At 59.7% G+C, this 24358-nt stretch carries 23 protein-coding genes and 6 pseudogenes; 14 read left to right on the top strand and 15 right to left on the bottom strand.

Annotation, left to right across the window (positions count from 1 at the left end; all coding sequences use genetic code 11):
- Positions 1 to 255 precede the first annotated feature (255 nt).
- Entirely contained in the window at positions 256 to 927 is a 672-nt protein-coding gene (locus tag OGR47_RS20545; RefSeq protein WP_216697959.1) for an IS6 family transposase, read from the bottom strand.
- 333 nt (positions 928 to 1260) lie between these two features.
- Here OGR47_RS20545 and OGR47_RS20540 point away from each other — a divergent pair, with 333 nt between their 5' ends.
- Positions 1261 to 1665 carry a phasin family protein gene (locus OGR47_RS20540; protein ID WP_165056391.1) on the top strand — a complete coding sequence of 135 codons (405 nt, stop codon included), beginning with the start codon at positions 1261 to 1263 and terminating at the stop codon, positions 1663 to 1665.
- A 138-nt stretch (positions 1666 to 1803) separates the two neighbouring features.
- On the opposite strand, the pseudogene OGR47_RS20535 reads toward OGR47_RS20540, so the two are convergent.
- Together OGR47_RS20535 and OGR47_RS20530 are read right to left on the bottom strand one after the other, a co-directional pair.
- Positions 1804 to 2772, bottom strand: a pseudogene (locus OGR47_RS20535) (IS5 family transposase).
- Between the two features lie 145 nt (positions 2773 to 2917).
- Positions 2918 to 3355 (bottom strand): hypothetical protein, encoded by a 438-nt coding sequence (locus tag OGR47_RS20530; protein ID WP_165056235.1) that lies wholly within the window; start codon positions 3353 to 3355, stop codon positions 2918 to 2920.
- Positions 3356 to 3574: 219 nt separating this feature from the next.
- Here OGR47_RS20530 and OGR47_RS20525 point away from each other — a divergent pair, with 219 nt between their 5' ends.
- From OGR47_RS20525 to OGR47_RS20510, 4 genes are all read left to right on the top strand, one after another.
- A complete protein-coding gene (locus OGR47_RS20525; RefSeq protein WP_246729903.1) occupies positions 3575 to 3874 on the top strand; it encodes a hypothetical protein in 300 nt (99 codons plus the stop codon).
- Entirely contained in the window at positions 3871 to 4101 is a 231-nt protein-coding gene (locus OGR47_RS20520) for a hypothetical protein (protein ID WP_246729902.1), read from the top strand. The genes OGR47_RS20525 and OGR47_RS20520 overlap by 4 nt, the downstream gene beginning before the upstream one ends.
- Before the next feature lie 188 nt (positions 4102 to 4289).
- A complete protein-coding gene (locus tag OGR47_RS20515) occupies positions 4290 to 4721 on the top strand; it encodes an Hsp20/alpha crystallin family protein (RefSeq protein ID WP_165056233.1) in 432 nt (143 codons plus the stop codon).
- A 180-nt stretch (positions 4722 to 4901) separates the two neighbouring features.
- Positions 4902 to 5574 (top strand): IS6 family transposase gene (locus OGR47_RS20510; RefSeq protein WP_246729901.1). Its coding sequence is split into 2 segments (ribosomal slippage): positions 4902 to 5450 and positions 5452 to 5574, totalling 672 coding nucleotides; the frame shifts between segments, so codons are not numbered across the junction.
- 519 nt (positions 5575 to 6093) lie between these two features.
- Here the strand turns inward: OGR47_RS20510 and OGR47_RS20505 are convergent.
- The 3 genes and pseudogenes from OGR47_RS20505 to OGR47_RS20495 form a co-directional block, all read right to left on the bottom strand.
- A complete protein-coding gene (locus OGR47_RS20505; protein WP_165056231.1) occupies positions 6094 to 6429 on the bottom strand; it encodes a hypothetical protein in 336 nt (111 codons plus the stop codon).
- A 723-nt stretch (positions 6430 to 7152) separates the two neighbouring features.
- Positions 7153 to 7822 (bottom strand): annotated as a pseudogene (locus tag OGR47_RS20500) (IS701 family transposase); the annotation flags it as partial.
- A 57-nt stretch (positions 7823 to 7879) separates the two neighbouring features.
- Positions 7880 to 8601: pseudogene (locus tag OGR47_RS20495) on the bottom strand (IS6 family transposase).
- 342 nt (positions 8602 to 8943) lie between these two features.
- Here OGR47_RS20495 and OGR47_RS20490 point away from each other — a divergent pair.
- A complete protein-coding gene (locus OGR47_RS20490) occupies positions 8944 to 9945 on the top strand; it encodes a complex I NDUFA9 subunit family protein (RefSeq protein WP_165056229.1) in 1002 nt (333 codons plus the stop codon).
- Positions 9946 to 10102: 157 nt separating this feature from the next.
- Here OGR47_RS20490 and OGR47_RS20485 read toward each other — a convergent pair whose 3' ends face one another.
- Entirely contained in the window at positions 10103 to 11449 is a 1347-nt protein-coding gene (locus tag OGR47_RS20485) for an IS1380 family transposase (protein WP_165056227.1), read from the bottom strand.
- A 170-nt stretch (positions 11450 to 11619) separates the two neighbouring features.
- On the opposite strand from OGR47_RS20485, the gene OGR47_RS20480 reads away from it, so the two are divergent.
- Complete coding sequence (locus tag OGR47_RS20480) at positions 11620 to 12432, top strand: IS5 family transposase (protein WP_216697958.1); 813 nt, start codon at positions 11620 to 11622, stop codon at positions 12430 to 12432.
- 262 nt (positions 12433 to 12694) lie between these two features.
- On the opposite strand, the gene OGR47_RS20475 is transcribed toward OGR47_RS20480, so the two are convergent.
- On the bottom strand, positions 12695 to 13735 hold the full coding sequence (locus tag OGR47_RS20475; protein ID WP_216697957.1) for an IS110 family transposase: 1041 nt from the start codon (positions 13733 to 13735) through the stop codon (positions 12695 to 12697).
- 190 nt (positions 13736 to 13925) lie between these two features.
- Here OGR47_RS20475 and OGR47_RS20470 point away from each other — a divergent pair, with 190 nt between their 5' ends.
- Positions 13926 to 14129, top strand: coding sequence for a hypothetical protein (locus OGR47_RS20470; RefSeq protein ID WP_165056327.1), 204 nt, complete (start codon positions 13926 to 13928; stop codon positions 14127 to 14129).
- 67 nt (positions 14130 to 14196) lie between these two features.
- Here the strand turns inward: OGR47_RS20470 and OGR47_RS20465 are convergent.
- Positions 14197 to 14769 (bottom strand): annotated as a pseudogene (locus OGR47_RS20465) (transposase); the annotation flags it as partial.
- 72 nt (positions 14770 to 14841) lie between these two features.
- On the opposite strand from OGR47_RS20465, the gene OGR47_RS20460 reads away from it, so the two are divergent.
- A complete protein-coding gene (locus OGR47_RS20460; protein ID WP_165056326.1) occupies positions 14842 to 15549 on the top strand; it encodes an IS6 family transposase in 708 nt (235 codons plus the stop codon).
- 540 nt (positions 15550 to 16089) lie between these two features.
- Here the strand turns inward: OGR47_RS20460 and OGR47_RS20455 are convergent.
- Positions 16090 to 16830, bottom strand: coding sequence for an IS6 family transposase (locus OGR47_RS20455; protein ID WP_165056324.1), 741 nt, complete (start codon positions 16828 to 16830; stop codon positions 16090 to 16092).
- A 26-nt stretch (positions 16831 to 16856) separates the two neighbouring features.
- Here OGR47_RS20455 and OGR47_RS20450 point away from each other — a divergent pair.
- From OGR47_RS20450 to OGR47_RS20435, 4 genes and pseudogenes are all read left to right on the top strand, one after another.
- Positions 16857 to 17141 (top strand): annotated as a pseudogene (locus OGR47_RS20450) (DUF1348 family protein); the annotation flags it as partial.
- Positions 17142 to 17353: 212 nt separating this feature from the next.
- Complete coding sequence (istA, locus tag OGR47_RS20445; protein ID WP_371824446.1) at positions 17354 to 18880, top strand: IS21 family transposase; 1527 nt, start codon at positions 17354 to 17356, stop codon at positions 18878 to 18880.
- Between the two features lie 11 nt (positions 18881 to 18891).
- The gene (gene istB, locus OGR47_RS20440) at positions 18892 to 19638 is read left to right on the top strand and encodes an IS21-like element helper ATPase IstB (protein ID WP_216697954.1); all 747 of its coding nucleotides are present in this window, start codon (positions 18892 to 18894) and stop codon (positions 19636 to 19638) included.
- 149 nt (positions 19639 to 19787) lie between these two features.
- A pseudogene (locus OGR47_RS20435) lies at positions 19788 to 20027 on the top strand (DUF1348 family protein); the annotation flags it as partial.
- A 104-nt stretch (positions 20028 to 20131) separates the two neighbouring features.
- Here OGR47_RS20435 and OGR47_RS20430 read toward each other — a convergent pair.
- From OGR47_RS20430 to OGR47_RS20410, 5 genes are all read right to left on the bottom strand, one after another.
- Entirely contained in the window at positions 20132 to 20755 is a 624-nt protein-coding gene (locus OGR47_RS20430; protein WP_216697953.1) for an IS6 family transposase, read from the bottom strand.
- A gap of 333 nt (positions 20756 to 21088) precedes the next feature.
- A complete protein-coding gene (locus OGR47_RS20425) occupies positions 21089 to 21892 on the bottom strand; it encodes a haloacid dehalogenase type II (protein ID WP_206527509.1) in 804 nt (267 codons plus the stop codon).
- Positions 21893 to 22003: 111 nt separating this feature from the next.
- Positions 22004 to 22366 carry a pyridoxamine 5'-phosphate oxidase family protein gene (locus OGR47_RS20420; protein WP_165055958.1) on the bottom strand — a complete coding sequence of 121 codons (363 nt, stop codon included), beginning with the start codon at positions 22364 to 22366 and terminating at the stop codon, positions 22004 to 22006.
- Positions 22367 to 22445: 79 nt separating this feature from the next.
- Positions 22446 to 22634, bottom strand: a complete 189-nt coding sequence (locus OGR47_RS20415) for a hypothetical protein (RefSeq protein WP_165055959.1) — start codon at positions 22632 to 22634, stop codon at positions 22446 to 22448.
- A 6-nt stretch (positions 22635 to 22640) separates the two neighbouring features.
- The gene (locus tag OGR47_RS20410) at positions 22641 to 23273 is read right to left on the bottom strand and encodes a glutathione S-transferase family protein (RefSeq protein WP_165055960.1); all 633 of its coding nucleotides are present in this window, start codon (positions 23271 to 23273) and stop codon (positions 22641 to 22643) included.
- A 123-nt stretch (positions 23274 to 23396) separates the two neighbouring features.
- Between OGR47_RS20410 and OGR47_RS20405 the strand changes: the two genes are divergently transcribed.
- Complete coding sequence (locus tag OGR47_RS20405; RefSeq protein ID WP_165055961.1) at positions 23397 to 24293, top strand: LysR family transcriptional regulator; 897 nt, start codon at positions 23397 to 23399, stop codon at positions 24291 to 24293.
- The last annotated feature ends 65 nt before the right edge of the window (positions 24294 to 24358 follow it).

Here is a 24358-nt window from a genome sequence, read left to right as displayed (position 1 = left end):
CTGTGTCCATCATCGGCGGGTTCGGCTGGCAGCGTAGACAAATAGCTGGCAAAATCACGCGCATTTGGGAGTTAATGTTTGCGGACGCACCCCACATGTACTGTTGCGAATAGGGATTATCGCGCGTGTGATTCTTAAATTTTAACACTTGCTTCTCTATGTATTGGCGGGTTTGTCCAGCCAATCGAGGCGCTGTTGGGTTGTGCCGCAAATTTTGTCTACGGAAGCGTCGCGGGCATGCGAGAGTGACGCGGCTCACGCCGCGAGGGCATAAAACTGCTGCGCAGGACGCAATCCGCCATTGGTCTGCGATTGGTCCTTCCGGATCATATGCATGAGCTCTATCCCCGAGAGCGTCGCGGCAGCCGAGTGAAATGATTTGAAACCTAACATTGGCCGCGTCACTCGCTTCACCGCTCGATGGTCCTGTTCGACAATATTATTCAGATATTTGATACGCCGGATTTCGATGTCCGCTTCATGCTCCGCATTGTAGCTTTCGATCGCCGCCGTGTTGGCGCCGCTTTTGTTGATCGTGATCTTATCCGGCGCGCCATGCTGCGCGATCGCCTTGCGCAGGAAACGCAACGCGGCTTTGCGATCCCTCTTCGCGGTCAGCAAGAAATCCACCGTCGCGCCCGCCTTGTCGACCGCCCGATACAGATATTTCCAGTGGCCTTTGACTTTCACGTAAGTCTCATCGAGACGCCAGCTGGATCCGACCGCGCGCTTATGAACGCGGAACTGTCTCTCCAGAAAAGGCGCATATTTGACGACCCAGCGGCTGAGCGTGGAATGGTCGACGTCGACGCCGCGTTCTTCCATCATTTCCTCGAGTTGACGATAGCTCATCGGATAGGCCACATACCAGCGGACGCCCCACAGGATCACGTCGCGTTCAAAATGACTGCCCTTGAAATCGATCATCGCACAATTCCGCTTGCCCCACGCCCGGCGATCATAGCCCCAGCCGACCCGAGAGAAAAATTCGCGACAGAGCCTGGCGAAATCCCTTGACATGACAATCGCGATTAGACGACCCCATCACTCAAGCTACTGTCCGAGTTTGCCGGGCCAGCTCTCCCCCGATGGCGCGGATCGTAGTCAGACTGAGCAGCCCATATCGCAATACCGTCGACCTGACCGGGGGACTCATTTTATTTTTGCAGCGCGTTATTTTTGTTGCGGCGCACGCTAACTTATAAGCGGCGGTGGCGGCCAGGATTTTCCTAGGCGCACAGAGCCAAAAGGATATATATCATGCCCATCAACCTCCAAGAGACCCAAGCACCCGGCCTGAAGCAGTCCGAGGCAGTTTTGGAGGCCACGACCTCGGTAGTCAAAGGGCTACAGGCCGTCGCCGCCGCAATGACTGATTATTGGAAGACGTCCTCCGAGAAAAGCCGCGCGCTCTTCGAAAAGCTGCTCGGCGTGAAGCACATCGACGAAGCGATCCAGCTGCAATCCGACTTCGCCAAGGCGGCCTATGAGGATTTCATCGCCCAGGCGACGACGATCGGCAACCTCTACTCCGATCTGGCCAAGCAAGCTTTCCAGCCCTCGGCCGCCGCTCCCCCTGCACAGCCCCCGCTCGCCGCTCCCCCTGCACAACCGCCAGTCGCCGCTCCCCCGGCGAAAGCGACAGTCACTGCGAAGCAGAGCTGATCTTACGCCGGGAGCGCGCGTCGTCGACACGCATATCTCAGCCGCCCAACTGACCGACAGCGACCCGGATGGCTGGTCCCGTCCGGGGACCTTGTTGCATGGAGACTTGTACGTGGCGTTTGAACGTTGAGGCGGCAATCATGCCACTCGAACGAATTTCGCACGCCCGCGTTTGTTCATCCGATTGAGGGCCTCAACGGCGATCGCAACTTCAGTCGCACGCCGGGCGTCGCGGCGTGACTTCAATGCGTCGCCGATGACGCTCTTATAACGGCGCATGGCAGCCTCGACTTTTGAGCGCTTGTTGTAGCCGGATTCCTTCTGCCAATTCATCCGCCCATGTGTGGCAACCGCAAGGACATACAAATCCCACTGGGTTGGCAAGATGGTCGCTGTCGCTCCGGGCACCGCCCCCTTGCAGGGTGGAACGATGAAGTGGGCGGACGGATTTCGGGCGAGGACGGCGTCGTATGTCGCAGCCCTGTCGTATGCGCCATCGGCCGTGAAAGAAGCGGGAGTTTTCGTCAGTTGATCCAATAGCGCAGGGACATGGGAGGCGTCGTCAGCATCCTTGTCCGTGAGATCAAAGGCGACAATCTCGCCGCTCCCGGCGTCAATGCCAATGTGTAACTTGCGCCAGGCACGGCGTTTTGTTGCTCCGTGCTTTTCAAACAACCATTCGTCGGCGCCACGCAATTTCAATCCCGTGCTATCAACAATCAGGTGGAGCTCGTCCGTTCCAATCTGCGCGGGTTTGCCGACAGGCAATCCACACGCCCGCCGGCTCAGCGTCGTATGATCGGGAACCGGCAGATCAATCTCCAGCATTTTCATGATAGATCCGATCAGACCTTCGCTCTAGCGAAGAGCCAATCGAAACACCGTTAGCAAATTCAACGCGGTTTCGATGGCAAGATCGGAATAATGGCGCTGTCCGCCCGGCGTTGTTCGAGGCTGGGCCTTCCAACCCGCAATCGCCTCGGGCGTAAACCAAATAGTCAGGCTGCCGCGATTGCGCAGGGATGCGTCATACTCGCGCCAGTTCGTGACCCGATGACGCTGGCGGGGAATGTGGCGTCTGCCCTTCGAACGAAGCTTGAAAGGCATGAGCGGCCCCCGACATGAAAATCGGAAGCCTTTTGCGCCACCATTCCTTAAGATCCTGATTCCCAACCCTCCATGCAACAAGGTTGCTCGCAGAGGATGATGATGTCCCGGTCGAAATGGCGGCCTCTGAAGAGTTCTTCAATACTCAGCATATGGATACAGGTCCACTGCTCAGCGCGTTCGCCGGCAAATATGCCCCGCTTCCGCTGTTTGCACCAGAACCAAATTCTAAACGTGATTTCTCGTTCAAGGAGAGCCGGCTCCGGTTGCAAGGACGACACGAGACGATCGACGTTTGTGTGGCTGGGAACTCAGGCAAGAATTGCGCGTTGACGCAGTGGTTCGGGTTCAACCGCCCATCCCCGGTCATATGTGGAAAGTAGCCCAAACGTTTACAAATATTCACTCTCAGGGAGGGGTAACGGAAATGGCACAGGCACCGAAGCATCCGGCGAGTGAGCATCACCTTCAGGCGGCAGCTCACCACCACGCCGCCGCGCACCATCACCTGCAGGCGGCCCATCTTCACAATCTCGGCCAGCACGAAGAGGCGAAAGAGCACGCAGCTGCGGCGCTCGAACATAGCGAGCTCGCCCAAAAACATACCACGACTGCCCACGGTCATTCTCACAAATGACGACGGGAGGACGGGATTTATAGAGATCGCGCCGAAGCTCTCAGCCGACATCACCGGATGACGGCCATGTTGGGGTTAAGGTTCGGCTCTCGGCGGATTCTGGCAATGCCAATTGGTCGACACACGGGCTCCCGTGCTCTCGTCCAACAACTTCAGGTGAACCTCATGAAGAAGCATCTACTGATAGCCGCGACAGCGGCGGCCCTCATTTTGCCCGGCCTCTCCTCCGGAGTCTTCGCAGCGCCGCCCGAGAAAGCAAGCGAACATCATCAGTTTTCGGCAGAACACATTGCCGCCTTTACCGATGCGAGCATCGCCGCGCTGAAAGCCGGGTTGAAACTGACGCCCGCTCAGGAAAAGAATTGGCCTGCGCTCGAAACAACGCTTCGCGACGTAAAGCTCGAGCTGCGCGCGCAGCCGAATGGCACGAAAACGCCAAGGAGCTTCGCGAGCGACACGACGTGATCGAAGGCTTGCGGCTGCGCGAGAAAGGTCTCTCGGCACGCGGTGCGGAATTGGGAAAGATCGCGGATGCGGCCAAGCCCCTCTATGACAGTCTTGACGATGCCCAGAAACTCCGCTTCGGCGTGCTTCTCCACGACGTCTTCAAACCGCACGACCATCACTGGCATTGGGGCATACACCCCGACGAACATTCGGACGAACATGACGATGTCGAACACCAGGAGTAAGTGCTAGTCAGTAGCGCAGGTCGAAACTGCGCCCAATCTATGAGACCTTCCGGTTTCTGCGATTGTGGACGACACGAAGTCGTCCACATTGACAGTCAGAGCAACGATGGAGTGCACCAATGACACTACCGAGTCTGTGGTCTGGCAACCAAGACCTCATCTCCGACCCCTTCAGATCACTCCGGCCCATGGAAGACATGTTCCGGGCGTTCTATCAGAACGTGCCTTCGTTCTATCAGAATTTGCCTTCGTTGACCGTTGGGGCAGGCATGCCAGTGATCGGTGTGGCCGAAACCAAGGACGCTATTGAGGTAAACGCCGAACTCCCAGGTGTAGACGAGAAAGACATCAAGGTCAGCCTGGATGGCAATCGGCTGGCGATCTCCGGTGAGAAAAAGGGGGAGTCCAAGCAGGACGAAAAGGACTGGCACGTGGAGGAGCGCAGCTACGGTTCATTCTACCGGTCGCTGTCTTTACCTTTCAAACCGGAGGATGGAGCTGTCGAGGCTCACTTTGATAAGGGAGTCCTCCACCTCAACATCAAGAAGCCCACTGAAGACGCGAAAAGCGCCAAAACTATTCAGATCAAGCTTGGCGCGCCTGCAAAGGCGGCGGGATGAAGATGCATTTCTACCGCAAATGATATCGGGCCGGTCACCGACGCCGTATGCGGCGCATGGTGCGTCACGACAATGGTCGGGCCATCATAGGTCAACGCGAGCGATCTGGCTCTGTCGCAAACTTTTCGCGGCTGAGGCTTGGCGTATAATCGCTAGAATCAAATTCGGCGAGACGGCGCGATGATCGAGTTCAAAGGCAGCCATTTCGAACGCGAGGTGATCCTGTGGGGCATCCGGTGGTATGTGGCATATCCGATCAGCTATCGGCAGCTCGAGGAAATGCTGGAAGAGCGCGGCGTCGAAGTCGACCATTCCACGCTGAACCGCTGGGTCGTCAAATACGTCCCGCTGCTGGATCAACAATTTCGCGCCCGCAAGCGTCCGGTCGGCGCAAGCTGGCGATTGGACGAGACGTATGTGAAGGTCAAAGGCAGCTGGAAATATTTGTATTGGGCCGTCGACAAAGTTGGCGCGACGGCGGACTTCCTGTTGACGGCCAAGCGGGATCGTAAAGCCGCATTGCGGTTCCTACGCAAGGCGATAAGTCAGCATGGCGTGCCAAAGAAGATCACGATCGACAAGAGCGGCGCCAACACGGCGGCCATCGAAAGCTACAACGCCGAACATGAGGCGGAAATCGAAATCCGCCAAAACAAATTTCTGAATAACATCGTCGAACAGGATCACCGAGCCGTCAAACGAGTGGCGCGGCCAATGCTAGGGTTCAAGGTCCTTTCGAGCAGCTATGGCAACCCTCGCAGGAGTCGAGCTCATGCACATGAGCCGAAAGGGGCAGTTGCGGACGACGGGCGAATTGTGTCCCGCACAGCAATTCTACTCGCTGGCGGTGTAAACCTCGTCGTTGTTCCAGGCCCACCTCGGCCGCACAAAAAATTTGCGACAAAGCCAAAAGAAATGTGTTTCCTCGAAAGCCCCGAAAAAAATGTCGGCCGGTCAGGGAGGCCATGATGAATACCCGGTTGTTGCGCGCGGTTACGCTCAAAGGAGAGTCGCACATGGCTCGCGGGAAGCGCAATTCAATTTCCTGCCCACCATCATTGGTGGGTTAAGAGGCGCGCCTACCTCATGCCTCAAGATTTTGCCCGCGTTGAAAACGATTGAGGTTTGAAAGCTTCGCGCTAACGTTTTCGTATCCCGTTACCGGGTTTCGATTATGGTCCCGGGCGATGGACAATAAATATCTCTATACCGACTTGATCCCGCTCCATATTCTTGACCATGCCGCGAAGGAGCCGATTTACCTCGTAATGATGCAGGAACTGCGTGGTATCTCAGGTTGAAATTTCTGCCTTCCGCATTTTGTATGCGTGTCATGCTCCACGCATTGCCGGTCAGGACGCCCTTCTCGCTCTTAAGGCCTGTCAGTATTCTTAGCCTCCGATAGAAGCTTCATAATATCTTCTGGAGTCTCCATGACGTCTACGTAATTTTCTTCGCTCACCGCGAACGTGATCCGAGATCCTTTTTTGTGAGGGACTATCGTTCCGGCACTCGCAAGATTGACGAAGATGCCCGTCTCGCCATCATCCGATGTGCATTTTACCCATTCGGAAGGCATGCCAATCTCCTGCTTTGCGTTAGCCCTAGACTGATCGCCGGAAGCTGCTCCGCCCTCATTATCCCATACGGCAATAGCCCTTGCCTTCAACTCTGAGGCGGTCATCGGCTTTTTCAGATTATCGATCATCCCCTAAATATGGCGCGCCAGCCAAACAAATTCCAGGAAAGTGGATCTCCGGTGAGGCCTCAGTTTGAAATTCTGGACTCTTGGCGAGGCGATTGCGCTCGCCACGATCGTGGCCGCCGCCGTTGTGAAGATCGCGTTGAACGCAGTCGAGATCGATTAATGACCGGCGCGGGTATTGTAGCGTGGCAAAAGGACAAATGTTGTCGAAGATACTTGATATCAAATGCTAATAATGTGAACGTGTTAATTGTTCGTCCCGTCGGGCGATTTTTCGACTACTTCATCCAAAAGCGTCGGGAGCTTCTTAATTGCGTCCTGCTGAATTTCTCTAAGACCGGTCGCGAATGACGGCCAAGGCTCCATTCCGCTCGGCAAACGCCAACCTGGATGGGATCAAAGATTATGGCGCTTATGGCAGCTACAATAATCTGTTGAGCTTGCTCTGGAATCCTGGCTACCCTTTTTCTCTGCCAATCGTGCAGCTCATAATGGATTTGCTCTGTGATATCGGGCCTGGCGCACCCAAGCTTTCTAGGAGGAACAGAAAAGGCATGACCTAGCATTACAGTTGCGATTTCAGGTGGGCGCGCCTTGCCTGGGCTTGATGGGCTCTTCGCCAAAGCGACCAAGCGATGACGCACTCTGGTCGGATGCGCTTTCGAGCCAGCCGCGTTGCGATGCGGCGGATTTCCTGCATGGACCAGCGGATAAGCGACGGGCTCGTCAGCTCTGAGGCGGACTGGACGTCGTCGGCTTGCGCCGCATTGTTTTTGGGGGCGACGCGACCGTATTGGCGTGAACGCGGATCGCCGCCATCATGGCAAAGGCGAGCATGACCTGCGACACGTGACGACGCCAACCATGCCAGGAACGCGTCTCGTTGTGATCAAGGCCGAGTTCATTCTTCGTCGTTTCGAAACTGTCTTCGATCGCCCAACGACGCCCTTCGATTTTCGCCCAGTCTTTCAATCGATGTTCCGGTCGGCGCCCATGTCGTGAAGAAGGCGAGATCGCCATCGGCGATTTTGCGCCGGATCAGAAGGCCGCGCGTCCATGCCTGCCCGGCGAGAGCCTTGTTGTATTCGCCAGCGTCGAGATCAGCGAGTTCGAGATAGGCCCAGTCGTGAAAGCGCTCGCCTTTCGTTCCCGCGCCCGCCGAAAGACGCCGCCACGCGGAGGCCGGCAAGCCCTCGGCGATCTCCTTCGCCGTTCCGGCGACGGTCTGGGGCCTGTCCCAGGAGTGAAAAGGGTCATTGGATTTCACGCCAAGCACATAGCCCTTGCCGGCGCGCCGCAACGCCATTTCGATGTCGCCGACGCCATAGACAGTGTCGGCGGCGACGAAGGAGAAGGGAACTTTCGCCGCGATCGCACGCTCGATCATAACACGGGCTCTGTTGCAAGCCCTGAAGCGGGGCGCAGAAGCGCGACTGTCGTAGCTGGCGGGGTATCACGCCGCCTTGAGCTCGATCCGCTCACTGACGAATTGCATTGCCTCGGCAAGAACGCAGGAGCCGATTCCAAAAGCGCGCTCGACAATACGGGCCTCGCCTCGCATGTCGCGCGTGAGGTTGAAGATCGCCGCCTGCCCCTTGCGCAGCGCCCTCATGACCTCGAACCGGGCGGATCAGCTGCTTCAGCTTGCCGTGGTCCGCCTCGACGACATTATTCAAGTACTTGACTTGGCGATGCTCTGTTTCCTTTGGGCATTTGCCTTCCCTCTTCAGCTCGGCAATCGCCGCCGCGTAGGTCGGCGCCTTATCGGTGTTGATGACCAGGGGCTTCTCCCAAGCCTTGAGCCCGGTCAGCGATTTGGACAGAAAGCGCTTGGCGGCTTGGGCGTTCCGCGTCGGTGAAAGGTAGAAGTCGATGGTGTCGCCGTGCTTGTCGACGGCCCGGTAAAGATACGCCCATTTGCCGCCGACTTTCACGTAGGTTTCGTCAACCCGCCAGCTCGTCGACCGTGGGCGGCGTCACTGCCAGCGTAGCCGCTTCTCGATCTCAGGAGCGCATTTCTGAACCCAGCGGTAGATGGTCGAGTGGTCGACCGAGACCCCGTGCTCGCCCCATCATCTGTTCGAGATTGCGGTAGCTGACGCCGTAGCGGCAATACCATCGCACCGCCCAGAGCACGATCTCACCTTCAAAATGGCGTCCCTTGAAGTCCGACATCGCTTGCCTCCCCCGCGCTCGGACCCATCAAGCCGCAGAGCCCACGTTTTTGCAACAGAGCCAGCCAAAGAGGCCCAGTGCGAATAAGGTCGCCTTGCTCCGCGTTGGTCCAGTCCGGAACCCGAAGGAGAGATTTACGAAGTGGTGCAGGACAAGGACTTGATCACCAGCTCGAAAAGACAGGCGCAGATCGGAACCACTATCGAGCCCTTTATTCTTGAAATCTTAGCGTTCGACTCGTGTTAATGCGAACGGCGCATCGACTTCGCGTTCAAGCCGCGTTAGTAGGCGGCTCAGAAAAACCGCGGCAGGACAATCAAAAGCGGGAGTGGAGGTCGGACGATGACAAAGGATCAAATTGGCGCAGAACGTTCGGTGACCGTTTTTGGCGGATCTGGTTTTGTCGGACGCCATGTTGTGCGGGCGCTTGCGCGGGACGACTGGCGCGTGCGTGTTGCCTGCCGCCGGCCTGACCTCGCGTATTATCTGCAGCCACTGGGCGCCCCCGGACAAATCGCAGCCGTTCAAGCAAATTTACGCAATCCAGAATCAATCGTGGCTGCTCTGCGTGGCGCAGACGCCGTCGTCAATCTCGTCGGAATTTTGGCTGAAACTGGCACGCAAAAATTTTCAAGCCTTCACGTGCAAGGGGCTCGTATCGTCGCCCAGGCCGCCAAGGCCTTGGGAATCACCAATTTCGTGCAAATTTCTGCAATCGGCGCCGATCCTCAATCGTCTTCCGTCTACGGCCGCACTAAGGCTGAGGGGGAGGTGGCCGTTCTGGAAAACATTCCGTCCGCCGTCATCATTCGTCCCTCAGTGATTTTCGGGCCCGAAGACGACTTCTTCAATCGCTTCGCTACATTGGCGCGCTATTTCCCAATAATACCGATTGTTGGCGGCGAAACGAAATTTCAGCCCGTCTACGTCGAAGATGTCGCCGATGCTGTGGCGCTCGCGCTTGGCGGCGGCGCTAAACCAGGAGAGATCTATGAGCTTGGCGGACCGGAACAAAAGACTTTCATCGAGCTTGTCGAATATGTTTTGGAGGTAACCGAGCGTGATCGAAGGTTAATCAGCCTTTCTTTCGGATTCGGCAAGGCCGTCGCGTCTATCATGCAACTTTTAACGACCCTGTCGCAGGGTCTTTTCCCCAAACTTCTGCGAATGACCACAGACCAGGTCGAACTGCTACGCCACGACAATGTCGTATCGGAATCAGCCAAGGCTGAAGGCCGAACGTTCGCAGGTCTCGGCATTCAGCCAGAGGCGATAGAGGCAATCGTGCCTTCCTATCTTTTCCGATACCGCAAGACGGGGCAGTATCAGGGACAGCGGAGCTAGCCCCTCTTATTCGTGACGGCGCAATTTTTTGCGTCGACGCGCCGTTTTGCTGGCGGGGCGCACGTGGGCGTTCGGCTTTCTCACCGCTTGAAGGACTGCACTTTTTGGAACGCGTTGGAGGGATGGAAGAGACGAGAGGGGCGCGCGGCCCCATCGTTCACGGTCCGCCAGCCATGAGCAGCGCCGCCGGGAGGGAGCAGAAGAGATCGGCCTCCGGGCAGGCGGCGGAAAAGGCGAGGCGCACGCGGCTCGCGGTCTCGATCACGCGGCCGGCGATTTTCAGCAGCCGCAGGCGCAGCGTCGAGAACTCGGCTTTCGCCAGATCGCGCGGAGCCGGAATGGCGTCGCGGACGCCGAGCATCAGCCAATAGGCCGCGGTGTGCAAAACGAGGCGAACCTGATTGGCGAGCGCCGAACGACACGAGGTCCGGTCGGAGCAAAGCTGCGTCTTGTGAAGCTTGATGAGGTTCTCCGCCTGTCCGCGCGCGCAGTAGAGACTGTCATAGAGCCATTGCGGTGCGCCATACGAGAGATTGGTGACGACGAAGCGGATGTCGAGACCGAGCCGCGTCGCCTCGATGCGGGCGATCGCGCGGCGCTCTCTGTCCCAGGATTTGGCGCGGTGGCGCGTCTCGGCATAGCCGCGCACGACGTCCTTGTCGTCGAGGGCGCGCTCAACGCGGACAGCTTCCGCCGTCTCGTCGACTTTCTTGGACAGCGGCCTGGTTCCCGGAAGGCCGAAGACGTAATCGACGCCGTGATCTTCGCACCAGGCCATCGCCTCGGGCCGCGCATAATGTCCGTCGCCGCGAAACAGGATGCGGGTCGCCGGCCAAGACTTGCGGATATGCCGCATCAACCGGCGCAGGTGTGCTCTCACCTCGACGCCGGACGGCGTCTTGCCGGGGCGCAGGATCATGGCGACGGGGCGGCTCCTCTCGGTATCGTAGACATGGATCGGCAGAAAGCAGCGCTCGTCGTAATGGGCATTGAACAGCGACAATTGCTGATGGCCATGCGCGATATCGCAAGTGTCGTCGATGTCGAGTGTGACCGAGGACGGCGGCTCGTCGTAGGAGGCCATCCATTGGTCGACGAGCGCATAGGTCAGGCGGATCACGTCGCGCAGAGCCGGCGCGTTCTCGAGCCGCGACAGCGTCGGCTGGGAGGCGAGATCGCGGCCCGTGTCGGGCAATCGCCCGCAGGCGATCTTGAAGGCCGGATCGGAGCGCAGAAAGTCGAGATCGTCGGCGTCCTCATAGCCGCAGCCGATCGCGAAGATGCGGGCGCGGATCATATCGGCGAGCGTATGAGTGATGCGCGAAGGGTCTCGCCGATCCGGAAAGCAGCGCGCCAGCCGTTCCGCGACGCCGAGGCGGCGCTCCGCCATGGCGAGCAGCATGACGCCGCCGTCCGAGGAGATGCGTCCGCCGTCGAAAGCGGCTGTGACTTTCTTGCCCTCGACGGCTGGAAAGGAGAAGGCGGGAAACGTATCCTCTGTCATGGCGGGCGTGGCAGACCGGTGGAAGCGGAAGGGGCTGGTGTAAGCAACCGAATCCTACGCCGTTTCAACACTCTATGCTACGCTCGCCACCCTTCGAACAGCCCCATCGCGAATAAGATGGGCTAGAGGGTGTTATGTACTTTGGTGGTTGATTGTCTTAATGGAATCGGATGTCTCCGATTCGCAAACCGTATCCGTCTGATGTCAGCGACGAGGAATGGTCGCTGGTTGCGCCGTATCTGACGCTGATGGACGAGGGCGCTCCGCAACGTCAGCATTTGCTTCGTGAGCTTTTCAACGGCCTGCGCTACGTTCTGCGTTACGGCATAGCATGGCGCGCCATGCCCAACGATCTGCCGCCCTGGTCCGCAGTGTATCAGCAATCGCAGCGCTGGCTGGCGGCGGGCGTGTTCGAAGAGCTTGCGCAGGACCTGCGCGCCTTGTTGCGCGTCGCCTCCGGTCGCGCCGAGGAGCCAACCACGGCGATCATCGACAGCCGCACGCTGCGCTCTACGCCGGAAAGCGGTCCACGGGCCGGCTATGACGGCGCCAAGCGCAAGCGCGGCTCCAAGCTGCACATGGCGGTCGACACGCTGGGGCACTTGCTGGCGCTGCACGTTACGCCGGCGAATGTCGACGACCGCGCCGAGGTCGGCAAGCTCGCCGCCGCTGTGCAGGACGCCACCGGCGAGAGCGTCGAGCTTATTTATGTCGATCAAGGTTATACCGGCGAGAAAGCCGCCGAGGCGGCCAAAGCGCAGGGCGTCGAACTCTGCGTGGTCAAACTCTCCGAAGCGAAAAAAGGCTTCGTGCTGTTGCCCAAACGCTGGGTCGTCGAACGATCCTTCGCTTGGGCGACCCGATGCAGGCGGCTGGTCAAAGACTACGAACGCTACGCCGACACACTCGCTGGCCTCCACGTCGTCGCTTTCGCCTGCCTCATGCTCAAACGCGCAGCCGACTTCATAATACAGAGTGCATAACACCCTCTTCTGTAACGGGCCCTTCGTTGTCAATCCCCAACGCTCTTCCTTCGCCGGTTCACTCTTCTGTCCGTGGTCGGCGCCAAGAAGGATGGCCGCCACTTGATGGGATAAGATGAGGAGGAGGCCGGCCAATCTAGTTGCGCGTGGTCTTGATCCCACAGAGCGTGTTGCGGTCTGACCCATCCATCGTCCCGGCGAGGGACGAACGCTTCGGGAAAGGCTGGTGTTTGGCCTCGCCCGAAACCCTGCTTTTCCTCTCCTACGCCGCCACGACAGTCGAGGTCGCCTTGCGGGCGTCGAACGGCGTCCCGTCGGCCCACATCCGATGCAAGACCACGGCGAGCTTGCGCGCCAGCGCCACCTTTGCCTTCTTCATGCCGGCGCGCCGGGCGAGCTTCATCGCCCAGCTTTTGAGGCCGGAGCCCTTCACCGGCCGTGTCAGTATAACGTTGGCGGCTTCGTAAAGCGCCGTGCGCACGCCAGCGTCGCCGATCTTGGTAATCCGCCCGCTGACGTCCGTCTCCCCAGACTGATATTTCCTCGGCGTCAGGCCGAAATGCGGCCCGACCCGCTTCGACGAGGAAAATCGCAACGGATCATCGATCGCCGAAACGTAAGTCAGCGCCACGATCGCGCCGACCCCCGGCGCCGACATCATCAGTCTCGCGCGCTTGTCCTTGCGCGCCATCGCCCGCACAAGCTTCTCGAACATGTCGAACTCGCGCAGCAAGACCGCATGCGCTGAAAGCAGCGCCTTTGCGACGATCTCGAGCGTCCTATACCCGCCGACGAGCTCCTGGATGCGCCGTGCGAAACGCTTCGGCGTCGTCGGCCCGACCTTTAGCCCGAAGCCGCGCAAGATCCCGCGCAGGCTCATCTCAATGTCATAGAGTTTCGATTGAACCAGTTTGCGCGCCGTCAGCAGCGCTCGCGTCTCCTGCGCTGCCGAGGATTTGCAGTGGACCGGACGAAACCAACCAAGCCGCATTAATTGCGCGATGCCGCGCGCGTCATTGCGGTCGGTCTTGACTGGCATCGTCTGCAGAGCCGTGCGCACATGCCGCGTCTCCAGCAACTCCACCGCCAGGCCCGCCTCGTGCATCGCCGCGTAAAGCCATTGCGACAATGGCCCTGCCTCGAGGCCGATGCGCGCCAAATCCAGCCCGAGCGACGCCAACCAGCCGATGAGCGCCGCCGGCTCGCTGGAGATCTTCGCCTCCCGCACGATTCGCCCGGCGCCATCGACGACGCAAACGCTTGATGCTTCCAAAGACACGTCGATCCCCGCATAATGGTCCATGGTCATCCTCCAATGATGCTTGGAGCCGACGAAAGCCGGACTCCGTCTCACACCACCATTCTGGGGGATGACCACTCCTCCGCGAAGCCTCAGCCTCCGGCGGCCCGTTACGCCATCTAGTTTGTCTAGCAGGCAGTTGAAGAATCCTCCCGCTTCGCTTTGAGAGGGCTTCGTCGCCGCTGTATTCGAATTGGATGTCGATAGGCGCGTCATCGCGCAATTCGACGTTCCTCTCGCCGGAGACTTCATCCATTTCGTCGAAGCCGATCCAGGCAAAAGCGATCGAGGTCGGGGCGTATTCGACATCGAGAGTCGCCTGCATCGCGCCGAAGGCGATTTCCCCGCGGCCGTCGGCGCCGATGACGATCGTCGCTGGCCCGCACAGGTGAGATAGTCTCGATCCCAAATGTCGGCCTCGACGATCCGCCAGCGACCAACGAGCTTGCACCCGGCGGGCGCGCTCATGTCGGCGCCGCCATCAGTTTCGGCAGCCGCACCAAATTGTAGGCGGCGGCCGCAAAAGTGAACGCCCAGCCTACCCGCGCGCGACCTCGGAACTTTGTCTGCTCCTGACCAGCGACGATCTTGATCCAGCCGAAGCTTTCTTCGATCTTCTTGCGGATGCGCTGGCTGATGGCGTAGCCCGCATGCTGCGTCGTGCGTCCGTCGATCGTCGAAGCGCGGCCGCTGGTGTTTTGCGCGACATGCGGCGTCACCTTCATCGCGCGCAGCTCATTGACGAAATCCTCGGCGTCATAAGCCTTGTCGGCGCCGATCGTGATGGCCGTTGGCCGATCGACGCGCGGCTCGATCATGTGCAGCGCCGCGATGCGCTCGGCGTGACCATCCGCCGGCGTGAGGCAGGCGTCGACAAAGAGCGCATGCCGGTTCTCCATCAGCGCGTGGCCGATGAAGCAAAGCTTCGCCTCCTTGCCGGGGCCTTTGCGATAGAGACGCGCCTCGGGGTCGGTCGTCGAGGCGTGCGTCTCGTTCGAGCGCTTCTCGCCGTGGAAATCCGCCTCCTTGTTGCGCCCGCGGCTCTGGTGCAAACAGCGGAAGCGGGGCATATTTTCAGGAGAAGGCGCTGAGCAGAGGACCTAATCCATATGCTGAGTATTGATGATCTCTTCAGAGGCCGCCATTTCGACCGAGAGATCATCATCCTCTGCGTGCGGCGGTATCTGCGGTTCAAGCTAAGTTTTCGAGACCTCGTCGAGATCATGGCCGAGCGCGGAATTGATTTGGCGCATACGACGATAATGCGGTGGATCCAACGCTTCGCGCCCGAATTCGAAAAGCGCTGGAACCGCTTCGCCTGCCAAGTAGGAAGGTCGTGGCGGGTCGACGAAACCTACGTGAAGATCAAGGGCCGCTCGACCTATCTCTATCGCGCCGTCGATAGCGAGGGCAAAACCGTCGACTTCCTAATGCGAGCCAGGCGGGATGTCGCTGCCGCGAAGGCTTTTTTCCGGCGGGCGTTCAAGGGTCAGGGCCGACTGCCCCGCGCCATCACGCTCGATGGCTACCAGGCTTTGCACCGCGCGGCGCGCGAATTCCTCGCCGAGCATCAAGGCGGCGCGCAGACTCAAGTTCGATCTTCAAAATACTTGAATAACCTCATTGAACAGGACCATCGATCGATCAAGCTTCGCTTGGGTCCAATGCTCGGATTGAAACGGTTCCAAACTGCCTCGACCACCGTCGCTGGTATCGAGCTCATGCACCGGATCAGGAAAGGTCAGTTCAAAGTCGGAGCGCTTCGCATCAAAGACACCCGTGCGCCCGAAATCTGGAATGCCGTGCTCGCTGCATGACCTCCCCTTATGTCCTCTGCCATTTGTCATGCCGTCCGGAAAATTTTGCACCAGAACCCCCAAAACGAGTCGAGAAAAAAATTGGCGTCTCGGCATTCGCGTCGGCCGCGTTGCGCTAAGTATCCATTCTCATCAGCGGCGTTGCGCCGGCCGGGAGGTGCCACATGTATAAAGAACTCACGCTTCTGACAGTAGCAGCGTTTCTTACAGCTACGCCGTTGGCTCTAGCCCATGATGCTGCGGGCCATCCCTTCCATGGGACCACCCGGCCGGATTATGGCGGCCATTTTCGGTATCAGCACCGCGACTGGAGCACTCCCACTAAGCACGAGCCCGGCGTCTGCTGGGATTGGGACATCCTCGAAGGCTGGTAGTGGACCTGTAATGAATGAGGAACCTCCGTAAACTGTTTGATTGATTAAAAGCGCGGCCGTCTCGTGGGCATCGACCCGTCTGCGTCGCGCTGCCTTTCAACGGGCCTGTCGCAAACTCTGGGATTGGCCGCAGAAGGGCTTCAGGAGCCCTGATTTTTATGGATTGTTAACCATTAAGTCCGAAACAGCAGGCGAGCATTTCGTTCTGTTCGCGGACAGTCCACTCCCCGGCAAAGCCGAAGCCCTTTTTGAGCCACAGCATCGCTTCGAACCCGGCGATCGTTCGCCGCGCCGTGGCGAAGGAGCGGAACCCGGCGATTTTCGGCATATTCTTTTTCAGATGAAAGTGGTCGCTTTCAATGCCTTGCTGCAAATACTTCGAGACACGATGCGCTGGCCTGCTCGGCAGCAACCCCGCCTCCACGCTATCGGAAATCGCCGTCGGATAAACGCTTGCGCCATCCGTGCCGATCTTCCCAGGCGCCAGCAACGGCTCATCCTTCAAAGCCTTGCGGAAAAACCGCTTGGCGGCGGCAAGATCGCGCTTGGCCGTCAGGAGGAAATCGACGGGAACGCCGTGTTTGTCGATGGCGCGGTAGAGATAGCGCCACTCGCCGCGGATTTTCACATAGGTCTCATCGACGCGGATCGAGCCGCAATGCGGACGCCCAAACTGCCGCAATCGCTTTTCGATTTGCGGCGCATAGGCCAGAACCCAACGGTTCAATGTGCTGTGGTCGACCTCGAAGCCGCGCTCGAGGAACATGCTTTCGAGGTCACGGTAGCTCAATGGATAGCGCAGATACCACGTCACCGCCTGAATGATCAGCCATGCCTCGAAATGCCGCCCTTTGAAATCGTCTTTCGAACGGCGCTTCAGTTTCTCGGCCACCGCGTTCAGGATCATATTCGGGTTCCTCTTGAGAGCCCTTCATGACGCGCCCTCATCAAGGCCAGGTTAAGCTGAAAAATTTTGCGACAGGCCCATCGAAGCCGCCGCTGCCGCCATTTTCCGAAGAGACTGCCCGCCAGAAGGTGCACATGGCGGAAGACGCATGGAACTCGCGCGAACCTGCACGCGTCGTCCAAGTCTACACGCCCGACACGCTTTGGCGTAACCGCGCCGAGTTTCCGCAAGGGCGCGACGCCGTCAAAGCCTTCCTCGCACGCAAATGGGCGCGCGAACTCGATTACCGCTTGATCAAAGAGCTTTGGGCTGGTGATTCCGATTGATGGCGCCCCCCTAAAACGAGATGAAGGCGCCCCCGATAACGGAATGATGGCGCCCCCCGATTCCGAGATGATCCCGCCCCCCTGTAGCGGAATGATCCCGCCCGGGTAATTTCGTGCAGTGGCGAGCTCCGCTGTTGGCCTGATCAGGTCGCTTTTGGCAATCCAAAGGGGTGATCATGCCAGCGGAGCGGATTACGATGCGCCAGGCGCGTGAGATTATTCGACTGAAGTCCTCGTCGATTTCGGCGCACGAGATTTCCCGGCGGCTCGGCATGCCGCGCTCGACGGTGCGGGAGGCGCTCAAGCGCGCGGAGAGCGCCGGGCTCTCCTGGCCGTTGCCCGAGGGAATGACCGACGATGCGCTCGAGGCGGCGCTCTACGCCAATCGGCGCAGCAAGCGCGGTCATCGGCGCATTGAGGAGCCGGACTGGGCTGGCGTGCATCGCGAGTTGAAGCGCAAGCACGTTACCTTGATGATTTTGTGGGACGAATACACCGCCGCAAATCCGGGCGGCTATAGCTACTCGCGGTTCTGCGAACTTTATCGCGCCTTCGAAAAGACCCTGTCGGTGACGATGCGGCAGACGCATGCCGCCGGCGAACGGCTGTTCGTCGATTACGCTGGCGACGGCGTTCCTGTCGTCATTGATCGGCTTACCGGCGAGATCCGCATGGCGCAGATTTTCGTCGCGGTGCTGGGGGCGTCGAGCTTCACATTCGCCAAGGCGAGCTGGACGCAGACGCTTCCCGACTGGATCGACGCCCACGTCGGCGCGCTCGAGGCGATCGGCGGCGTCCCGCAGCTCATCGTGCCGGACAACGCCAAAACCGCCATCGTCAAAGCCTGCTTCTACGACCCGCAGGTCAATCGCACCTACGCCGACATGGCGATGCATTACGAGACGGCGCTTTTGCCGGCGCGACCCAGAAAGCCGCGCGACAAGGCGAAGGTCGAATCCGCGGTGCTGATTGTCGAACGCTGGCTACTCGGCAGAGTGCGCCGCCGGACCTTTTACAGTCTGGCGGAGGTCAACGCGGCGATCGCCGAGATGCTCAAAAATCTCAACGAGGAGCGGCCCCTCCGCCGGCTTGGCGTCACCCGCCGCCAATTGTTCGAAGAGATCGACCGCCCGGCGCTGAAGCCTCTGCCAATCGAGCCCTATGAATATAGCGAATGGCGTCTGCGCCGCGTCGGCATCGATTATCACGTCGAGATCGACGCGCACTATTACTCCGTGCCCTATCGCTTCGCCCGGGTGGAGGTGGAAGCGCGGCTGACCGTCCACGGCGTCGAGATTTTCCACAAAGGCGAGCGCATCGCCGTCCATTTACGGATGAGCGGCAACCGCAAGCACACGACCATTCCCGAGCACATGCCCTCCAGCCATAGACGCTATGCGGGCTGGACGATCGAGCGCATTCGCGAGGATGCCCGAAAGATCGGCCCGGCGACAGCCGCGCTCTGCGAGCAGATTTTGGAGGCGAGGCCCCATCCCGAGCAGGGCTATCGGGCCTGTCTCGGCGTCGTCCGTCTCGTCGGCTCGTATGGGATCGAGCGCGTCGAGGCCGCAGCCGAACGCGCCATCGCGATCGGCGCCAAGACCTATGGCTCGATCAAATCCATCCTCGACAACAAGCTCGATCGGAAGCCCGCGCCAAAGCGCGCCGCGGACGCGGCCCCGATCCTCCATCAAAACATCCGTGGCCCGCGCTATTATCATTAGGAGACGCCGACTTGCTCAAACATCCGACGCTCGACCAGCTCCACGGCCTCGGCCTTTACGGAATGGCCAAAGCCTTCGCCGAACTCGCTGAGGCGCCTGAAGCGAATGGACTCGACCGCAACGACTGGCTCGCCCTACTGCTGGATCGGGAAGCCTCCCTTCGGCGCGACAAACGGCTGACGGCGCGGCTGCGCGCCGCCAGGCTCCGTCAACAGGCCAGCGTCGAAGACGTCGACTATCGCACCGCGCGCGGGCTCGACCGAACTCTGTTCCAAAAGCTCGCCGAAGGCCAGTGGATCGACGCCCACGACAATTTGGCCCTGGTCGGTCCGAGCGGGACCGGGAAGAGTTGGCTCGCCTGCGCCATTGGCCAGAAGGCCTGCCGCGACAATCGCTCCGTCGTCTATCACCGCTGGCCGAAGCTCTGCGAGGAACTGGCCCTCGCGCGCGGCGATGGGCGCCATCCGCGCTTGCTCAAATCCCTTGGTCGCGCCGATCTCTTGATCCTCGACGACTTCGGCCTCGAGCCGCTCGACGCTGGCGCCCGCCACGATCTCCTGGAAATCCTCGAGGAACGCTACGGGCGTCGATCGACGATCGTCACCTCCCAGCTTCCTGTGACAGCCTGGCACGACGTCATTGGAGACCCAACTTACGCCGACGCCGTTCTGGACCGCCTCGTTCACAACGCGCATCGTATCGAACTCGCCGGCGAAAGCTTACGCCGCACGCGCGGCAAACAGGCCAAATCGGCTTGACCCAAAACCAGAACAGGTGAGACAAATCTCGTAGGTCAACGAACGCGGCGCCCGGGCGGGATCATTCCGTTACCGGGGGGGCGCCATTATCCCGGAATCCCCGGGCGGCATTATCCCGTTACAGACGGGCGCCTTCGTCGGAATCCGCACTTTGGGCTTTTGCCGGAAACCGTCTCGCCGTGCGCTTTGCATATGAATGGCATGACGATTCCGGGGATTGGTATCGCTCATATGGCAACGAAAATTGGGAGTTCGACGACAATGGTCTGATGCGTCGGCGTTACGCCAGCATCAACGATCTGCCGATCGCGCAGGAACAGCGCCTGTTTCACTGGCCGCTGGGCCGACGTCCCGATGATCATCCCGGTCTAAGCGAACTTGGACTTTAAGCGCGCTCACGGCGGTAAGCGGAGCGCTCGCGACGCGTCCTTCGCGTGCAAATTAAGGGCTTGTCCTTAGCTGAAACGGCGAGCGATTCCGCTATCGGCGCAAACTATTGCGATTGGTCCTTCCGGATCATATGCATGAGCTCTATCCCCGAGAGCGTCGCGGCAGCCGAGTGAAATGATTTGAAACCTAACATTGGCCGCGTCACTCGCTTCACCGCTCGATGGTCCTGTTCGACAATATTATTCAGATATTTGATACGCCGGATTTCGATGTCCGCTTCATGCTCCGCATTGTAGCTTTCGATCGCCGCCGTGTTGGCGCCGCTTTTGTTGATCGTGATCTTATCCGGCGCGCCATGCTGCGCGATCGCCTTGCGCAGGAAACGCAACGCGGCTTTGCGATCCCTCTTCGCGGTCAGCAAGAAATCCACCGTCGCGCCCGCCTTGTCGACCGCCCGATACAGATATTTCCAGTGGCCTTTGACTTTCACGTAAGTCTCATCGAGACGCCAGCTGGATCCGACCGCGCGCTTATGAACGCGGAACTGTCTCTCCAGAAAAGGCGCATATTTGACGACCCAGCGGCTGAGCGTGGAATGGTCGACGTCGACGCCGCGTTCTTCCATCATTTCCTCGAGTTGACGATAGCTCATCGGATAGGCCACATACCAGCGGACGCCCCACAGGATCACGTCGCGTTCAAAATGACTGCCCTTGAAATCGATCATCGCACAATTCCGCTTGCCCCACGCCCGGCGATCATAGCCCCAGCCGACCCGAGAGAAAAATTCGCGACAGAGCCATCTCACGCGCACCCCCAGCTTGAGAAAGGAGGTCGCCTTGACCAAGCTTTTGACTGACCCGGAAACATGCCGAAACGCGGAGTAACACGGCCCCCGGGATGATCCAGCGTGATAGGGCGCTGAAAGGGCTTTAGGGCTTCGTCCCCGTGGCAGTGCGGCAGGGCATGCCGTCATTCTAGCCGCGAGAAGGGGCTATAGCGAACTGCTTCGCGAGCAGGATGTCGCGAGGCGCGGCGCTTGACCCTGGGACGACCCTGCCTAGTCTCCGGAGCGGCGCGCGCCAACGAATCTAGCCAGTTCGACGAGGTTGCTCCCGATCGCGTCCGGCCGCACGCCCAATTCCTCCACTGGCGCATCGAGACGGTTGACCCAGAAAGTGGAAAGGCCGAAAGATTTTGCTCCAGCCGCATCCCATCCGCCAAACGCAGCGAAGACGATCTTGTCGCGAGGCAAGCGGAAGGCCGTCTCCGCCATCTGGTAGGCGCGCGGATCGGGCTTGAAGGCCTTGACAAAATCGGTGCTCAAGCGATGCTCGAATAGGTCTGTGACTTCTGCTGCGGCGCTCAGCCTGGCGAGTAATTCCGGGGTGAGATTGGATACGTATGCGAGGCGGATTCCCGCATTTCGCATGGACCTCAGCGCGGCGACCGAGTCGGGCCAAGGTTGAAACTCGAACGCCGCACTCATCAGCTTGGCACGCGCCGAGGCCTTCAGATCGACCTTTGCCGATTTGCATGCGAAGACCAGCGCCTCCTCCGTGATCTGTCGGAAGTCCGCGTAATTCCCGTTGAGCGTCCTGAGCCAGCAATATTCGAACTGACGCAAGCGCCAAGTCGAGAAAATCTCCTTGCCTTTGCCTGGAAAACATTCCTCCACAGGTGCGGCGACCGAGCGCGGATCGAAAATGGTGAAAGCGTCGAAGCCGATGGCTTCAATCCCGTCGGCGCGTGCGCGCGCTGGCGCAATGCCCTCCAGCATTCCGGCGGCGGCGACGGCCGTTCCCGCCTGCGCGAACAACCGACGGCGACTGATCGTGGGCATGCCGATTAAATTATTGGTCATGTAAAGTCTTCCTGTCTATGTTGAGTCTTGCATCGGACTATCTGATCTCGACGAGGAGGGGCCGGTCGGTGTCGCTTCCGAAGCGATAAACGGAGGCAATACGAACCGATCCTAGCGTCGCAATCGCCACGCTCGGCATGGCTTGAATTTCCACAGCCGTTCAGCGCCGGAGCGCGATGCGACTTCCGCACCTTCCCAAAGGATCTCGACGATGCCGGCAAGCCGTAATGCCTCGCCGGTTTCGAAGCACGGGAACAAAAGGCCCGCTCTCGGTTGGAAGAGCAGATTGCCGAGTGTGTTGAAGTAGCCGTTGCCATTGAAGTCGGGAACCGTAATGGTCCCGTCGTTTTCGATCTCGAGGAAGCCTGGCGATCCCCCACGATGGGATATGTCGACTCCGCTGCCCAGGTCGCAGCTCGCACTCGAGGCGATAAAGAAGGTTTCGGCGTTTGCGATGGCGCCTTTTCGCCGCATCGTCGACGCTGCTGAGGGGTTCCCAAAAGCACGGCGCGGCGGATGTGAGAGCGCCAATCGTCGCGCGCTGACGAATGTATCAGGGGCAGTTGCCGAACCCCTCCGTGACCGCGACCGCGATGCGGTCCGCCTCCAGGGATGCGATGCGCCCGTTGACGCGATTGCGGCGTCTCGATCGGAAATCCACGCCCAGAAGACCGACTTCGGCGTCTCGGTGCAAAGCGGTCGTCAATGGATCGCCGTCGAGGAGCCCCGCGTCGATCTCCAAGTTTCGTCACGCTGCGAGACCGATTTTCGTCGCGGGCATCGGCGCGAACTTCGGCAGAGCTTCGACCCGGCTTAGCCAGGCACGGATGTTCGGATTGGGGTCGAGGCTCACGCCGCCCTCTGGCCCATGGGCCGTATAAGTGTAGAGCGCCACATCGGCTATGGTCGCGCGCGAGCCGATCAGGAACGACGCGCCGCGAAGCGCCTGCTCCAATGTCGCAAAAAGCTTCTCGGCTATGTCCTTGGCCTGCGCATGGTCGACCGGCACTTTGAAGACGTTGAAGAGTCGAGCCCGCGCCGGGCCATTGATGAGTGGCCCCTGGGCGACTGACAGCCACCGCTGAATCTTGGCGGCCGCTTCCACGTCCTCGGGGAGCCACAGGCCCGCCGGATCATACTTCTTGGCCAGATAGACGAGAATCGCCGAGGAATCAGGGATGATCACGCCGCCGTCGTCGATGACGGGGACCTGCCCGAATGCGTTGAGTTTCAGGAAAGCCTCGGTTTTCTGCTCTCCTCGCGCCAGATCGACCTCACGAAATTCGAACGGCACATCGAGAAGACGGAGCATCAGCTCCGCGCGGTGAGAATGTCCCGACTTTTTGAAGCCATAGAGAATAATCGGATTCTTGGGCGCCATGGCCGTGCTCCTCCTTTGCGCCGGCGAAAATTCTCGCGGTGTTGGGCGGACCATATGGCGGGTCAAAGTCGAAATAATCATGCTAGATTGCAATACACTATTGCATTTTGCGGAATGATCTAAATGGACCGGCTCGATCTCATCACCACCTTCGTCGCGGTCGCGGAACTGGGCAGCTTTGTCGGCGCGGCGCGCAAGCTGGCGCGCTCACCGGCGGCGATTTCGCGCGCCGTCGCCACGCTTGAGGAACGTTATGGCTTGCAACTGCTCAACCGCACGACGCGCGCCGTGGCGCTGACGGACGCCGGCGAGCGCTATCTTCAGCAGGCGCGGCGGTTTCTCGCCGAACATGACGAATTGGAAAGGGCGATCCAAGGCGAGCGCGCCGTTGCGAGGGGTCTGTTGACCATTGCGGCGCCGGTCGTGTTCGGTCGGCTGCATGTGCTGCCGATCGTGACGTCTTTTCTCGCAGAACATCCGCTCGTCGAAGTTGAGCTCATGCTTCTCGATCGCGTAGTGTCCTATGTCGACGAGGGCGTGGATCTGGGCGTGCGGATCGGGGAGCTTCCCGATTCTTCGCTGAAGGCGACGCGTGTCGGCGCTGTGCGCCGCGTCGTTTGCGCCTCTCCCGACTATCTGGCGCGTAATGGCGAGCCGAAGAGCCTCGTCGATCTCACCCAGCATGCGATCATTATCGCAACCGGATCTTCGGTCCAGCCAACGGAATGGCTCACAGAAGACGGCGGGGTGCGAAGACCGCCGAAGCTGAGCGTCAATTCCGTCGACGCGGCGATCGCCGCGGCTTGCGCGGGAGTGGGAGTGACGCGACTCCTGTCCTATCAAATAGAGACAGCCGAGAAGCAAGGGCGGTTGAAGCGCATTCTTCTGGAGAACATCTCCGCGCCGGTTCCGATTCACATTGTGCGTCCGGCCGGCCGTCAGTCCTCGCTGAAAACAATGCTCTTCATCGAGAAAGCGGCCGGGGAATTGCGTAAGCGCTTTGGCGATGAGCCCGCATAATGCGCGCCCGGCGCATCGGGCATGTCGCAAATCAGTGGCGAGGTAGCCCCCCTGGGAGCGGCCAA

Origin of the sequence: Methylocystis sp. MJC1 (assembly GCF_026427715.1) — a bacterium.
Classification (GTDB): Bacteria; Pseudomonadota; Alphaproteobacteria; order Rhizobiales; family Beijerinckiaceae; genus Methylocystis.
This window is presented reverse-complemented; position numbering and strand designations above follow the sequence as displayed.

What these genes read in the sequence shown, in the direction of transcription:
- OGR47_RS20545 (WP_216697959.1), bottom strand. Translation starts at nt 927, where the DNA reads ATGATCGATTTCAAGGGCAGTCATTTTGAACGCGACGTGATCCTGTGG.
- OGR47_RS20540 (WP_165056391.1), top strand. Translation starts at nt 1,261, where the DNA reads ATGCCCATCAACCTCCAAGAGACCCAAGCACCCGGCCTGAAGCAGTCC.
- OGR47_RS20530 (WP_165056235.1), bottom strand. Translation starts at nt 3,355, where the DNA reads ATGTTCGAGCGCCGCAGCTGCGTGCTCTTTCGCCTCTTCGTGCTGGCC.
- OGR47_RS20525 (WP_246729903.1), top strand. Translation starts at nt 3,575, where the DNA reads ATGAAGAAGCATCTACTGATAGCCGCGACAGCGGCGGCCCTCATTTTG.
- OGR47_RS20515 (WP_165056233.1), top strand. Translation starts at nt 4,290, where the DNA reads ATGGAAGACATGTTCCGGGCGTTCTATCAGAACGTGCCTTCGTTCTAT.
- OGR47_RS20505 (WP_165056231.1), bottom strand. Translation starts at nt 6,429, where the DNA reads ATGATCGATAATCTGAAAAAGCCGATGACCGCCTCAGAGTTGAAGGCA.
- OGR47_RS20490 (WP_165056229.1), top strand. Translation starts at nt 8,944, where the DNA reads ATGACAAAGGATCAAATTGGCGCAGAACGTTCGGTGACCGTTTTTGGC.
- OGR47_RS20485 (WP_165056227.1), bottom strand. Translation starts at nt 11,449, where the DNA reads ATGACAGAGGATACGTTTCCCGCCTTCTCCTTTCCAGCCGTCGAGGGC.
- OGR47_RS20480 (WP_216697958.1), top strand. Translation starts at nt 11,620, where the DNA reads ATGTCTCCGATTCGCAAACCGTATCCGTCTGATGTCAGCGACGAGGAA.
- OGR47_RS20475 (WP_216697957.1), bottom strand. Translation starts at nt 13,735, where the DNA reads ATGGACCATTATGCGGGGATCGACGTGTCTTTGGAAGCATCAAGCGTT.
- OGR47_RS20460 (WP_165056326.1), top strand. Translation starts at nt 14,842, where the DNA reads ATGCTGAGTATTGATGATCTCTTCAGAGGCCGCCATTTCGACCGAGAG.
- OGR47_RS20455 (WP_165056324.1), bottom strand. Translation starts at nt 16,830, where the DNA reads ATGATCCTGAACGCGGTGGCCGAGAAACTGAAGCGCCGTTCGAAAGAC.
- istA (WP_371824446.1), top strand. Translation starts at nt 17,354, where the DNA reads ATGCGCCAGGCGCGTGAGATTATTCGACTGAAGTCCTCGTCGATTTCG.
- OGR47_RS20430 (WP_216697953.1), bottom strand. Translation starts at nt 20,755, where the DNA reads ATGATCGATTTCAAGGGCAGTCATTTTGAACGCGACGTGATCCTGTGG.
- OGR47_RS20425 (WP_206527509.1), bottom strand. Translation starts at nt 21,892, where the DNA reads ATGACCAATAATTTAATCGGCATGCCCACGATCAGTCGCCGTCGGTTG.
- OGR47_RS20420 (WP_165055958.1), bottom strand. Translation starts at nt 22,366, where the DNA reads ATGCGGCGAAAAGGCGCCATCGCAAACGCCGAAACCTTCTTTATCGCC.
- OGR47_RS20410 (WP_165055960.1), bottom strand. Translation starts at nt 23,273, where the DNA reads ATGGCGCCCAAGAATCCGATTATTCTCTATGGCTTCAAAAAGTCGGGA.
- OGR47_RS20405 (WP_165055961.1), top strand. Translation starts at nt 23,397, where the DNA reads ATGGACCGGCTCGATCTCATCACCACCTTCGTCGCGGTCGCGGAACTG.